This window comes from Flavobacterium tructae (assembly GCF_002217475.1).
GTDB lineage: Bacteria > Bacteroidota > Bacteroidia > Flavobacteriales > Flavobacteriaceae > Flavobacterium > Flavobacterium tructae.
On the sequence record NZ_MUHH01000011.1, the window covers coordinates 23,951 to 38,575 of the forward strand.

Genomic DNA, 14,625 nt, shown 5'->3' on the forward strand with positions numbered 1-14,625 from the left:
TACAAATACAAATCAATGATAAACAAATAATTACACACGAATTCTTCAATTTCTATATTATTATTTCACGACAAACAGGTACACTCTTAACAAACAAAATACATGTTAACCCTAAATAATTGAGTACTATGAAACAAGTGTTATTAAAAAATTTAGACGAGAGCAGAAGTAAAGATATTTTTCCATCGCTCGAAATAAAAGAAAATTTAGTCAATGCTTTTTTTCCGGAAAATACCCTTACACTTACTCAGAACTTATCGAGTGTGACTGCGGGTTTTTACGGTCTGCTATTAAAGAATATTGGTACCGCTTTCGGAAATGATAAAATAGACGGACATTCTAAGAAATTATTCTTTGAATTAGGAAAACTGAAGACCATGCAGGCTTTTCAGCTATACCCCGCTCTGGAAAAAGATACAAGAGCATTTGCTGCAGTTGTTATTTATACGATATACAATTCAAGTCCGGAATACAACTTCAGATTATTAAAGTACACCGCCGAAAATACCATTTTAGAACTTACGGGAGTCGATCGGTATTTGAAAATTTTAACGGAGTTGGGAATCGAAGAACACATTACTATCCCCACGTTCTTGCCCTTTGTGGACGGAATTAAAGAAGTCGTAAATATTCCCTGTCAGGTCGATTATACGTTTGAAAGAACCAATCAGGACTTTGCCATTAAATCGGTGTACAGTATCAAACGGCTTTAATAATGGAAGCGTAGATTCAAAAATACAGCATTACAATCACGAATAATCAGCACCTTACCACATATAACTCAAAAATAAAGACCGGATGATACATCCGGCCTTTTTGTTTATGATTCACAACTGCTGCAGCTCACCAAACTGGTTACCAATTCTTTCGAGACACTTTGACTGCGTTGGTAATACAAACTTTTGATACCAAGCTGCCAGGCTTCAATTAGCAGTCGGTTTACTTCCTTAATGGGTAAATCGGCAGGAATGTTCAAATTGATACTTTGCCCCTGATCTACAAACTTCTGACGTATGGAAGCCTGCTGTACAATTTCTAACTGACTGATTTCTTTAAAGGTTTTAAAAACGTCTTTCTCTTCTTTTGTCAGCTGAGTCATGTGTTGTACACTTCCGCCATTCAGCATAATTTCTCTCCAGACTTCTTCATTGTCGAGCCCTTTTTTCTCCAGTAACATTTTAAGGTATTTGTTTTTACGCATAAAATTTCCTTTACTCAGACCGGCTTTGTAATAATTACTGCTGAAAGGTTCAATTCCAGGTGAAGTTTGTCCTAAAATAGCCGATGATGATGTTGTTGGCGCAATAGCCATAGTGGTTGTATTACGTCTTCCATATCCTTTTAACAGTTCTGGTTCTCCATAAATTCTGGCCAGATCCTGAGTGGCTTTATCGGCTTTATCACTGATATGTTGGAAAATTTCGGTAGTTTTCATCTTGGCTTCCATTCCTTCAAACGGAATCATATTTTTTTGCAGATACGAATGCCATCCCAGTACACCAAGTCCAAGTGCACGGTGTCTTTTGGCAAATCGATTGGCTGCCGAAAGGTAATAATTACCTTCTGTTTTTTCGATAAATTCCTGCAATACGGCATCCAGGAAAAAGATCGCTAATTTTACGGCTTCAGTATCTTTCCATTCGTCGTAAAGTTCAAGATTCATTGACGAAAGACAGCAAATAAACGATTCGTCAATGCTTGAAGGCAACATAATTTCGCTACACAAATTACTGGCATTAATGCGCAGGTTTTTGTCTTTGTAAACTTGTGGTTTGTTTTTGTTTACGTTGTCACTAAAGAAAATGTATGGCAATCCTTTTTGCTGACGGCTTTCTAACACCTTAGCCCAGATTTGTCTCTTGTCGACATCACCATCAATCATTTCCTGCATCCAGTAATCCGGCACACAGATTCCGGTAAATAAATTCTGAATCGGGTTTCCGATACTTTTAATCTTCAAAAATTCCTCAATATCCGGATGATCAACATCTAAATAAGCTGCAAATGCTCCACGGCGAACTCCTCCCTGAGAAATGGTGTCCATTGTAGTATCAAAAAGTTTCATAAAACTAACAGCACCACTGCTCTTACCGTTATCTGTAACAGCACTTCCTCTTTCGCGTAATTCGCCGAAGTATCCCGATGTTCCGCCGCCAATTTTGGTTTGCATGATCACCTCTCCCAATTTATGTGTAATTCCTTCTATTTCATCGGGAACATGCACATTAAAGCACGAAATTGGCAAACCGCGTTCGGTTCCCATATTGGCCCAAACGGGAGAGCTGATACTCATCCAGCCACGTTCGATCATTTCTACAAAAGATTCTTTTAGTTCGGGTTTGTATAATCTTCGGGCCGCAGCGGTACAAATTCTGTCAATTGCACCTTCTACAGTTTCTCCCTTCAAAAGATAACCACGATTTAAAATTTGCTCACTTTCAGAGTTTTTCCACCACATTTTATTCTCGGCTTCACTTAACGGAAGGCTGTTTGCTGAAGTTGTGTCTATTGTATTCATCATTGTAATTTTGCTTTTTAGAACAAGTCGTTTGCGGTAATGCTTTTGTCGTGTTTAGTATATTCTACCGGTCTTTTGGCAAAGAAATCGTCAAGGCTGTTGGCAAAAACTTCTTCTTCAAACCAGGCCATCGCTTTATAATCATCTACCGGAACATTAAAAATAGTCGGGATATTGATCTGAACCAGACTTTCGTCTATTCTGAATTTCATGAAATTAACCAAATCAGTCTTATTGATTGTTTCAATCTCACCTTCTTCAAAAATCCAGTCTAATATATCAGCTTCTACTTCTATTGAATTTTTAACGGCTTCACGAATAAGGTTTAACGTTTCCTCATCGAAATAATCCGGAAACTCTTCACGTATTTTGTTTACGATATAAATTCCGCCATTAGCATGAATTTGTTCATCGATAGAAGTCCACGCAATAATATTACTCACATTTTTCATGTAGCCTTTGAATCGCGTAAAAGACAGTAAAATTGCAAACTGACTGAAAAGCGACACATTTTCGATCAGAATACTAAACAAAATCAGTGAAACTACATACTTTTTATTGTCCTGAGATTTGGTATCCTTAAGCACATCCGAAAGATAATCGACACGTTTGCGGATAACCGGAATCTCCATCAGTTTTTCAAATTCATCATTATAACCTAAAACTTCCAGAAGACGTGAATAAGCCTCAGAATGTCTGAATTCACATTCGGCAAAAGTAGCCCCTAGCCCGTTGAATTCCGGTTTTGGAAAATGCTCATAGATATTTCCCCAAAAACTTTTCACGGCTACTTCTATCTGTGCAATCGCCAAGAGACTATTTTTAATGGCGGTTTTCTCTGCAGCATTTAAATGAGAATGAAAATCCTGTGTATCGGCTGTAAAATCAACCTCTGTATGAACCCAATACGCTTTATTTATGGCTTCTGTAAATTGCAAAACCTCCGGGTACTCGAAAGGTTTATAATTGATTCTTTTATCAAATATAGACATATATATAAGTATTAAATGGTGAATGAACCTGGATAAAAATGCTTCGTTCTTGGGGAGGTATTTAACGACATTTTTATAGTTACAAATTTAACCCCGAGATCTTCTTTCACCCGTTTTTTGATGTTAAAAAACAACGCAATTATCAACAGTTGTACACCTCAAAATCGCCCCCTAGATTTGGTTTTTATCAACAGGTAGAAAATAAAGCTTAAGAGGCGAAACATCAGTTATTTATACTAAATCTAAATAGAGTTATCAACAGCTTAGGGGCAAAAAAAGGCTCCTTCCTAAAAACAGTTATCAACAGCCAATCTTGAAAAAATAGCATTTATACTACAAAAAGTAGCGTTTTGCGCAACAAGGAAAACGCTAACCACGGTAATTTTTGAAATTATTACACTCGATCAGTTAAATAAAAAAGCACACTTTAAAACACACGTAAGCACCTAATAATAAAAACATTAACTAATTAAAAATTATACTCTATAGTGCCAAATATTTCTTTATAAATTATGAAAAAGGCAAATTTTTATCACAAATATTGAGCAAAATTGATTCATCTGTAAAAGTTGGTGTAATTTTGTACACTAAACGCATTTATCATGATTATCAGAAAAGCAACAATCGAAGATTCAGAAAATATTACAGCGCTTTTGCTGCTGGCAATGGAGGACATTATCTATAAATTTACAGGTGAAAAGGATCCTAAAACGGCCTACTATTTCCTGCTTCATTTTGTTGAAACCGAGAATAATCAATACTCTTATCAAAATTGTTATGTAGCGGAGGAAGACAACGAAATTATTGGTGCTGTTGCTGTTTATGACGGAGGACAATTGCATTCGTTGAGAAAACCAATTGTTGATTATGTTCGTCTGAATTTCAATGCTAATTTTAATCCTGAAGACGAAACGCAAAGTGGTGAATTTTATATTGATTCGGTTGGAGTAAGTCCAAATCATCAGGGAAAAGGAATTGGTTCTAAACTGCTGCAATTTCTAATTGACGAGTATGTAACTCAAAATCAAAGAACACTCGGACTATTGGTGGAAGACGCCAATCCGAACGCCAAAAAACTGTACTTAAAATTAGGTTTTAAAGTGAAGGGTACCAGAACTTTGGTAGGAAAGAATATGGAACATCTGCAGATTGGGTGATTTTTTTAGTTTCAAGTTTCAGGTTTCAGGTTTCAGGTTTGAAATGAGAATAGAATTGTGATATGATTTAACCGCAAAGTCCGCAAAGATATACGCAAGGTTCGCAAAGTTTAAGTATAGCTTTGCGAACCTTATTTTTTACAAAACCCTGCTTAGTAAAAAACCTTGCGGACCTTGCGGTTAAATTCTGTAAGCCATACACCTATTTCAAACCTGAAACTTTTTACTCTTAACAAGATTTTTACTAAACGTGCCCCTCAAAATACTGTTAACTTTTGCTAACTACAACAGTATCAAATAAAAAGTTTTATATTTGCACCCTAAAAAATAAAATTTATTGCTTTTTAAGGTCTGAAATACTACCTTATATTTTAATCTACATCGTTGAAATTTACTTTTAAAAATACCTTTTCCCGCAGGAACTTCTTCATTTTAGGAATCATTTTCATTGTCCTCACACTGCTTTCAATTTATATTCTGAGCAGTTTTATAACTGAGATCACCGAAAAATCAAATACTGCAACTGAAGAACGAGGCTTTCTGAAAAAACAGGAAGTGCTTGTACAGGAATTGTCGCATTTTTTAGAAATTCAAAATGAGTTAAAACGTATTGTTGAAATGAGCAATACACAGAATCTGTCGGATAATCTGAAGGTACTCAGTACAATTCACGCCAATGACAGTCTTATTAAAAACAATTGGTTTCAAATTAATAAGGAACATATCACTTTTGTAACTGCTAAAAACAGTCCAAATCTGGAAGCTTCCATAAAAGATTTTGCTGTTAAAAACGGGAATCTCAGTACCTACAATTGCATTGTCGAGAATAAGCAGGATTTTTTCTGGCGCATTTATTACAAGTACATCGCGACAAATGGTACAGTCATTCGATACGGATATGACATTGATTTGAAAGCACTTCAAACCTATTTTTCTACCATTGACCAAAAAGCGCTCAATTATGCTTTTGTGTTTGATAAAAAAGGAACAATCCTCTACCATCCTGAAGTAAAATTGTTGAAGAAGAATGTTTTCAAGATCACAAACCTTCGTGCAAGTGATACTACTTTTACCAATAAAAACAGTTTCAGCCGACAAATTGCGCTTTCGGAATATTTAGGTCTTGACATTGTACGCTATACCAAACGACTCAATATAAGAGGAACGGATTGGTACATCTGTGTTAATTTTGCGGAGAAAATATCTAATGAAGATGTCAATACCGTAAAAAAGTATGCTTCCTTAATTTACATCGTTACAACAGCTATTTTAATTGTATTCTTCTATTTATTTACTCTTTTCACCCGTAAAAATTTTCAGGAAAAAGAAGTACTGGCGCAGGAGAAAAACAATCTTTTGATAGAAAACGAAAAAATTAATAAAGAGAAAGCACTCATTCAGCTGCAACAATTAAAAGAACAGATCAATCCGCACTTTCTGTTCAACTCGCTGAATTCGCTATACATGCTTATTGAAAGTAACACGGCTGTTGCCCGAAAATTTACCCTGAATCTGTCCAAAATTTACCGATATCTGATTACGCCCCCGGTTAACAATATTGTTACGGTACAGGAAGAACTGCTTTTTATCGAAAAGTATATATTTCTGCAACAAACCCGTTTTACGAAAGAATTTGTCTTTTCGATTCAGATCGAAGACGAAAATAATCTGGCTAAAAAAGTACCTTATCTGGCTTTTCAGATTGCGGTAGAAAATGCCATAAAACACAATATCGCTTCTGAAGAAACCCCTTTAAAAATAACAATTGACATTAAAGAAAACGTTGTAATTATTACCAATAATTTAAACGAAAAGCAAAACTTTGGTAAAGAATCCAAGTTTGGTCACAAATACTTAGAAATTATTTACAAATATTATGCTAAGGACGATTTCGAGGTCTTCAAAAAAGACGGCGATTTTACTTGCATTTTGCCTTTAATTGGATAAAAGAAAACATTCACTCCCGAAAAAAAGCCACTCACTCCATTTTGTTTTTTTTAACGTAACCCCTGCAATATTTTTAGCCAAAAATTAACCTAAACTTAACTTTCAATGAGAGAAAAGGCATTGTTGATAAACCTTAAAAATATCGTTTTATTGGTATTGGTACTGAGCACCAGTACTATGGTTTCTCAAAAAAAGAATAAAAAGAATAAAGAAGACAAAACTGTACAAGTTAAAGATTCATTAAAAGATTCGAAAGGAAAAAAGTACGATGATCTTGTTAAAAAAGGAACTTTCAAAAAAGGACTTTTTAACACCATTCAGGTCAAAACAGATTTATACCTCGAAATTAACGATTCTCTTTTTCAAAGAGAGTTTTTAGTAGTTAACAAAATCTCGAGTGTTCCTTTGCCTGTTAATGATGCCGGATTGAATAAAGGAATGAATTACGAGAATAAAATTATAACGTTTCACAAAGATTTAGTGGCCAAGAAAGTTTGGGTAAAATCTTCTGTTCCAAAGGTTTCATCGCCTGTTGGAGATGCTATTACAGCTTCGGTAAACAATAATTTCTCAGAATCCATTATTGAAGTTTTTGACATTGAAACCAAGAATAACGATTCGACTTCGGTTGTTATTAAAGCCAATAAAGTTTTTGATGGTAAACAAAAAAGTTTCAATGATGTATTGAGTAACATTGGCTTTGGCGGATCTGTAAAATCAGAACTATCGTATATAGAAAATGTAAAAACGTTTCCTAAAAATATCGTTGTAAAATCACAGCTTACTACATCTGTAAGCGAAGGTGGTCCTGCTCTTTCGGTTACTCTTGGAGTGACGTCCAACATTATTTTACTGGATAAAACACCTATGCAACCGCGTTTTGCAGACAAGCGTGTGGGGTATTTCTCTGAAAAACACTGGTATTTCAGCGACAGTCAACATGCTATGCAGGAGAAAGAATTAATCACGCGCTGGAGACTGGAACCTAAAAAAGAAGATATCGAAAAATACCGCAAAGGCGAATTGGTAGAACCTAAAAAGCCAATTGTGTATTACATCGATCCATCGACACCAAAACAATGGCGTTCTTATATTATAGAAGGGGTTCGCGACTGGCAGGTTGCTTTTGAAAGAGCCGGATTTAAAAATGCCGTAATCGCCAAAGAGCCAACTGAGGAAGATACTGATTTTGATGTCGACGACGTACGTTATTCTGTAATTACGTATGTGGCTTCTCAAAAATCTAACGCTATGGGACCTGCGGTAGTAGACCCAAGAAGTGGTGAAATTATAGAATCGGATATTATCTGGTGGCACAATGTAATGACTTCACTTCAAAGCTGGATGCGCATTCAGACAGGTGCCATTGATCCGAAAGCCAGAGGAAATAAATTTAGTGACGAACACATGGGAGAAGCGATCCGTTTTGTATCGTCTCATGAAGTGGGACATACTTTTGGTTTAAAACACAATATGGGTGCTTCGTTTGCTTATCCGGTAGAATCGTTAAGATCTAAAGATTTTACAGCAAAAATGGGCGGAACGGCTCCATCAATCATGGATTATGCCCGTTACAACTATATTGCTCAGCCTGAAGATCATGTGGAAGCCATTACACCAAAAATTGGTGAATACGATAAATATGCTATCGAATGGGGTTACAAATGGTACGCTGATCAAAAAGAAGAGCACACTGCGCTTAACGATCTGATTGCAAAACATCAGAATGATCCGATTTATTTCTACGGAGAGCAGCAGGACGGTGACAGTACAATTGACCCGCGTTCGCAATCTGAAGATTTAGGTGATGATGCCATGAAGGCCAGCGAATACGGGCTTAAAAACCTTAAAAAAGTGGTGGGTAAAATCCTTGAGTGGACGTATGATAAAGATGAATCTTACTATCAAACGGGTAAACTTTATATTGGAGCAATTGGTCAGTGGAATCTTTACAACTACCATGTGTTAACGAATGTGGGAGGAATTTATCTGAATACCACGGTTCACGGTGACAATAAAGCCAGTTATGTTCCGGTTCCGGCTGCCATTCAAAAAAGAGCTGTTTCGTATTTACTGAAAAATAGTATTGCGCTTCCGGAATGGTTGTTTTTTAACCCAATTCTGGACAAAACAAATCCATTGAAAGATTCTCCTCTTGGACCTTATGAGTACACTCCTTACACGCTGGCAAGAGAATTACAATATGGAATTTTATACAACCTGTTAAGTGATGATCGTTTGTTGAGAATTACAGAAAATGAGCTGTTCCAACGTAACGAAGCCAGAGAGAATGTTTATACCGTAACACAATTATTTAAAACCGTTCATCAAAACATTTTCGCTCCTACGATTCAAAACAAATCGCTTACGATTATGGAACGTATGACACAGAAAAATTATGTAGATGTATTGATTGTTTCGACCAATAAACTTTTTGAGAAAACAGACAGCAAGAAAATTATTCAATTAGAAGAGACTTTAAAAATGCCTCATTTATGCGATTATCTGCAAGAATCAAAAATGGCGCGCAACATCAATCAGTCTTCATTAAAGAGAGTTTCCGAAGTGACTTCTGATAAAAAAGGAGAATTGAATCAGATTCTGAAACTTTTAAAGACGAAAAGAAACATTGGAAATCAGGAGACAAAGAATCATTATTTCGATCTGATCCAACGTATTGAAAAAGCACTAAACAACACACTTTAAATTAACATAATCCAAAAACAACCCAATGAAAAATTTATTTTACATGCTGAGTTTCCTACTTACCCTCTCGGGGTTTGCGCAGGAAAGGACTATTAAAGGAAAGGTACTTGATGCCAAAGACGGACTGCCGATACCGGGGGTTACCATTGCTGTCGAAAACAGTTCCGTATCAAACAACACCTCTGAAAAAGGAGTAATTCAAAGTGCCGGTCTGGGAACTGTAAGTGACTTTGACGGTGCCTTTGAATTGAAAATAAACAATAATATCAAATCTCTAAGAGTAACCTATATGGGTTATCTGCCTTACACAATTGACATTACAGATAAAAATCAATACAACATTTCTTTAAAGTCAGATGTAAGCGAATTAAAGGAAATCGTAGTTACCGGTTATCAGAAAATCGAAAAGAGAAAGCTAACATCTGCTGTTGCCAAGGTGGATATGGCTGATATCAAACAAGCGGGTGTTGCGAGTTTAGATCAAATGTTAGTAGGTCAGGTTGCGGGTGTTGCGGTAACACAACAAACAGGAGCTCCGGGAACCATTGCAAAAATCAGAGTTCGTGGTACTGCCTCTCTTAACGGTGCACAGGATCCATTATGGGTTTTGGATGGTTTGCCACTTGAAGGAAATGACATTCCTCAAAATTATGACAAAGACAATATTGATGTTTTAAGCAATTTTTCTATCGCAGGTTTAAATCCTGAGGATATTAAAGATATTACCATATTAAAAGATGCTGCTGCAACTGCCATTTACGGAGCAAGAGCTGCGAATGGAGTTATTGTCGTAACGACTAAAAAAGGAAAAAAAGGAAGCATGAAAGTAGATTTGAATGTCAATACTTTTGTGACTCAAAAACCTGATTTTTCTAAATTAAACCTTTTAAATGCTTCTCAAAAAGTAGATTTTGAACTTTCACTGGCTTCAAGAGAGGATTTGACGTACAGAGACGGTAACGGAGAAATTTCCCGTATTCTTAAACAGGCTAATGAATTAGGAGCCTACAGATCGGGAGGTTTTTCGTCTCTTAGTACTCCCACTCAAAATGCAATCAACGCTTTAAGAAACAACAATACCAATTGGGGTGACTTATTGTATCGCAGTGCCATCAACAAACAATATACTTTAAGTTTATCCGGTGGTGGAGAAAAATCAGACTACTATTTCTCTTTAGGAGCTTACAACGAAGAAGGTGCTACTATCGGAACCGGTTTTGACCGATACAACCTTACCTTAAAAAATAACTTTGATGTAACTGATAAACTGCATGTTGGTGTTGGAATTTTTGGTACACAAAGTAAAAAATCATCTTATATTTCAGATACAGACACTTTTACCAATCCTGCTAATTATTCCAGAAACGCAAATCCATATCTAACTCCAATAAACGCTGATGGAAGTTATAATTATGATAAAGACATGACCGGATATGGAAATGGAAGTGTATATATTCCTTTTAATTACTTAGAAGAAAGAGAAAACACTAATTACGAATTGACAACAAGATCTATAAAAGCTTTACTTGATGTTGACTATAAGATTACAAAAGGATTAAAAGCAAGTACACAAATTGGTTTACAGTTTGACAACAATGCTTCTGAAAAATATGCTGGCAAAGACACTTACTTTACAAGAAAAGAAAGAGAAAAAACAAGTGTATTTGCAAATGGAGCTTATACTTATTTCCTTCCTGTTGGCGGAATTATTCAAAATTCAAACACTGACTTTTTTCAATACAACTGGAAAACGATGTTAAACTATAACACTACTCTTGGAGGAAAACATGAGTTAGAATTTATGGTGGGTAATGAGTTAAGAAAAAACAAAAACACAGCTATTAATACAAAAGGTTTTGGTTTCGACCCGAAAACATTGACCACAACTCAAATTGTTTTTCCAACTCAAAATTATGCAACTAATCCAACCTATAGAACGTATTTAAAGAGTGAAAACGAAAATGCATTTGCATCATTCTTCGCAACAGCATCTTATACATATGACAGAAAATATACGTTCTTTGGAAGTGTTCGTTACGACGGTTCAGATTTATTTGGTGCAGATCCTAAATACAAATACTTGCCATTATGGGCAGTTTCCGGTTCATGGGCAGTATCTGAAGAAAATTTCTTAAAAGATAGCGAAATAGTTTCTAATTTAAGATTACGTGCGTCTTACGGTTTACAAGGAAATATCGATAAAAATACTTCTCCGTATGTCGTTGGAACAAATCAAACAACTATTATTTTACCGGGACAATCAGAACCTATTATTAGTGTAGCTTCTCCTCCAAATGATAAATTAAGATGGGAAAAGACGACCAATACCAACTTTGGAATGGATCTGGGGTTATTCAACAACCGTATTAACATTATAACCGATGTTTACGGAAGAAAAAGTACTGATTTAATTGGCTTACAATCACTTCCTGTTGAAAACGGTTTTGAATATACAAACGCTAACTGGGCTCAGGTAACGAATAAAGGATACGAGATTTCTTTGTCTACAAGAAACATTGACCGTCCGAACTTTAAATGGAACACGACTATTAATTTTGCTCATAATAAGAGTACTGTTGATCGTATCCAGACAAGATCTAACACCTATTTACCTTCAAGACAAGGATTACCTGTTAATGCCGTATTTGCCTTAAAAACTAACGGAATTGATGAAAGTGGTTTCCCTTTATTTGTAAACAAAAAAGGAGAAACTGTAAACACGCAAACTCTTTTTGGTCTATTTGATCCTTATGCAGATTTTTTCCCGGGAGTTTTCTCGCAATCAAAACTTACGAATGAAGAAACAAGAGATTTGTTTACTTATGTTGGAGATGCAGATCCTAAATTTACCGGTGGTTTTATCAACACTTTCAAAGTTCATAATTTTGATCTTACTATTGCTACCACTTTCAATCTTAAACAAACTGTTGTTGAAAAACCAAATTTTAATGGTACACAATTAGATCGTGGTCAGAACTACACTACAGATGTACTTAATGCATGGTCACCTACTAATACCGGTTCAAACATACCTGGAATTACCAGTCCAACTTCAGGAACAGGAGATTCATGGATGGCTTACCAATGGTTTTCTCCAGCAGGAGCACCACTTAATGTTTACAACTATTTAGATACTTGGGTTCATGAAATGAGCTATATGCGTTTAAGCAGCGTTCGTTTAGGATATTCATTGCCTAAAACAGCGACAAAAACGTTGTTTATGGATAGCATTAGATTTAGTATCGAAGGAAGAAACTTATTTGTAATCAGCTCTGATTATAAAGGTTACTTTGACCCTGAAACGTTCGGAAATATCTATGCACAACCAATCCCAAGATCAATATCTTTAGGATGTAACCTAACTTTTTAATCTGATTTAAAATGAAAAATATACTAAAATACGTATTCTTTGCCGGCGTAGCCATTACTTCTGTAAGCTGTGATCATTATCTTGATGTTGAGCCGGTAGGTAAAGTAATTCCGGAAACTTTAACTGATTATAGAGCAGTATTGACAACCGGTTATTCTACAAATCCTATTCATAAAGCATTATCTACTATTAGAACAGACGAATTGGTTTTAGATGAATCTAATGATAATGCTACTTTCTACAGAGATCATTATATCTGGAACGATGCCAATCCTGATAAAACTACCAATAGTTTTCCTTATGCTGCTTTGTACAACAGAATTTTCTATACGAATGTTATCATCAATGAAGCAAGCGCAAAATTAGCGCCTTCTGCAGAGAAAGACCAATTAATAGGAGAAGCTTATGCACTAAGAGCATTATCTTATTTTGATTTATTGAATATCTTCAGTAAACCTTTTAATGCTGCAACAGCTGCAACAGACAGAGGGGTTCCGTTGGCTTTAAAAATAGATTTAGAGCAGGCTTACGTTCCTCAAAGTGTTGCTGTTATTTACGACCAGATTTTATCTGATAACGAAGAGGCAAAAAAATTATTGAATTTAGACACTCAAACAACGGGTATCAACTACCGTTTTTCTAAAGCTGCTTTATATGCAATGGAATCCCGTATTTTCCTTTACAGAAAAGAATGGGCAAAGGCTATTGCTGCTGCAGATAAAGCAATGACATACAAAAGTGCTTTAATCAACTTAAACACTACTGCTGCTTTACCTAATCTTTACAACGGACCAGAATCCATATTAGCTCTTGAGGATCCTTTCATTAATCTTTTGAAAGGAACATCATATGCCGCACCAACTTTAACAGGCGTTTATGATAAAACAAATGACTTACGTTTTGCGTTGTATTATCAGGCAAGCGGAAGCAGATACAGATTTAGAAAAGGTGGTGATATTGCACAAAAATGTACTTTTAGAACCGCTGAATTGTATTTGACAAAAGCAGAAGCATCGGCACAATTAAACGATCTGACAACGGCAAGAACAACGGTAATCGCTTTCATCAAAAACAGATATAAAACTACGGCTTTTGATCAGTTAAGCCTGTCGATTGCTGCCATGACACAAACTCAGCTTCTTGATTTTATCGCTCAGGAAAGACAACGTGAGTTTGCTGTAGAAGGTCACCGCTGGTTTGATTTGCGTAGAACAACTCAAAAACAAATCATCCATACTTTCAATGGAGAAAATTATACGCTAATAGAAAATGATCCGCGATATACACTTCCATTTCCTCTGGATGCACGTTTAAACAATCCTGAATTGTAAGTCCATAAAATAACTTCAAAGTAAAATTGCCCCAAAATTTTAGAGAATTATATACTTACAATAATGAGCCCGATGTAATATCGGGCTCATTGCTTTTTTAGACTTATACAGTCATCACGGTCGGAGCTATACTAACTAATAAAATTGAGCTTTCAGTCATCTATGTTTAATGATTTTTTAATAGAAACTCCTGTTTTATACCTTCAAATTTCTCTTTACAAAGGGGTTTATTCAGAAAGCCTATTACCAAGGGGTTACTTTCTGCCCGTTTGAGATCTTCGGGATGCGTTGAAGAAGTAATCATCATTATAATACAATTTAGTTTGATTGATTCAGAAAGTTTTGCATATTCCTCAAGAAACTCAAAACCATTCATTTCAGGCATGTTGATATCGAGAAAAATAAATTGCGGAAGTAAATCAGGTGTATCTTCTAACGAACGTAAATATTCAAGTGCTGTTGTGGCTAACTCTTCTAAAACAATTTCCTCAGCAAAATAATACTTTTCAGCCATTCGCTTTGCAATATAACGATCTGTAGCACTATCGTCTATGACAAGGATTTTTCTAAAGTAGGGTTGTGTTGCATTCTGTTCCATGGGTTA

At 35.7% G+C, this 14,625-nt stretch carries 9 protein-coding genes; 6 read left to right on the top strand and 3 right to left on the bottom strand.

The genetic code is table 11. The annotated features are described in order from the left end of the window. The first annotated feature begins 128 nt into the window (after positions 1–128). Positions 129–713: a hypothetical protein gene (locus B0A80_RS02765; RefSeq protein WP_070908423.1), complete on the top strand. Its 585-nt coding sequence runs from the start codon at positions 129–131 to the stop codon at positions 711–713. Positions 714–820: 107 nt separating this feature from the next. Here B0A80_RS02765 and B0A80_RS02770 read toward each other — a convergent pair whose 3' ends face one another. Continuing rightward, positions 821–2,518 (bottom strand): ribonucleoside-diphosphate reductase subunit alpha, encoded by a 1,698-nt coding sequence (locus B0A80_RS02770; RefSeq protein WP_017497565.1) that lies wholly within the window; start codon positions 2,516–2,518, stop codon positions 821–823. A 17-nt stretch (positions 2,519–2,535) separates the two neighbouring features. Further along, positions 2,536–3,510: a ribonucleotide-diphosphate reductase subunit beta gene (locus B0A80_RS02775; RefSeq protein WP_089076334.1), complete on the bottom strand. Its 975-nt coding sequence runs from the start codon at positions 3,508–3,510 to the stop codon at positions 2,536–2,538. A 602-nt stretch (positions 3,511–4,112) separates the two neighbouring features. Here B0A80_RS02775 and B0A80_RS02780 point away from each other — a divergent pair. From B0A80_RS02780 to B0A80_RS02800, 5 genes are all read left to right on the top strand, one after another. Beyond that, positions 4,113–4,667: a GNAT family N-acetyltransferase gene (locus B0A80_RS02780; RefSeq protein ID WP_089076335.1), complete on the top strand. Its 555-nt coding sequence runs from the start codon at positions 4,113–4,115 to the stop codon at positions 4,665–4,667. A 384-nt stretch (positions 4,668–5,051) separates the two neighbouring features. Then, a complete protein-coding gene (locus B0A80_RS02785) occupies positions 5,052–6,614 on the top strand; it encodes a histidine kinase (RefSeq protein WP_089076336.1) in 1,563 nt (520 codons plus the stop codon). Positions 6,615–6,719: 105 nt separating this feature from the next. Then, positions 6,720–9,320, top strand: coding sequence for a zinc-dependent metalloprotease (locus B0A80_RS02790; RefSeq protein ID WP_089076337.1), 2,601 nt, complete (start codon positions 6,720–6,722; stop codon positions 9,318–9,320). A gap of 25 nt (positions 9,321–9,345) precedes the next feature. Continuing rightward, positions 9,346–12,690: a SusC/RagA family TonB-linked outer membrane protein gene (locus B0A80_RS02795; RefSeq protein ID WP_089076338.1), complete on the top strand. Its 3,345-nt coding sequence runs from the start codon at positions 9,346–9,348 to the stop codon at positions 12,688–12,690. A gap of 11 nt (positions 12,691–12,701) precedes the next feature. Continuing rightward, positions 12,702–14,021, top strand: coding sequence for a RagB/SusD family nutrient uptake outer membrane protein (locus B0A80_RS02800; RefSeq protein ID WP_089076339.1), 1,320 nt, complete (start codon positions 12,702–12,704; stop codon positions 14,019–14,021). Between the two features lie 166 nt (positions 14,022–14,187). Here B0A80_RS02800 and B0A80_RS02805 read toward each other — a convergent pair whose 3' ends face one another. Then, complete coding sequence (locus tag B0A80_RS02805; protein WP_070908431.1) at positions 14,188–14,619, bottom strand: response regulator; 432 nt, start codon at positions 14,617–14,619, stop codon at positions 14,188–14,190. Positions 14,620–14,625: the final 6 nt, after the last annotated feature.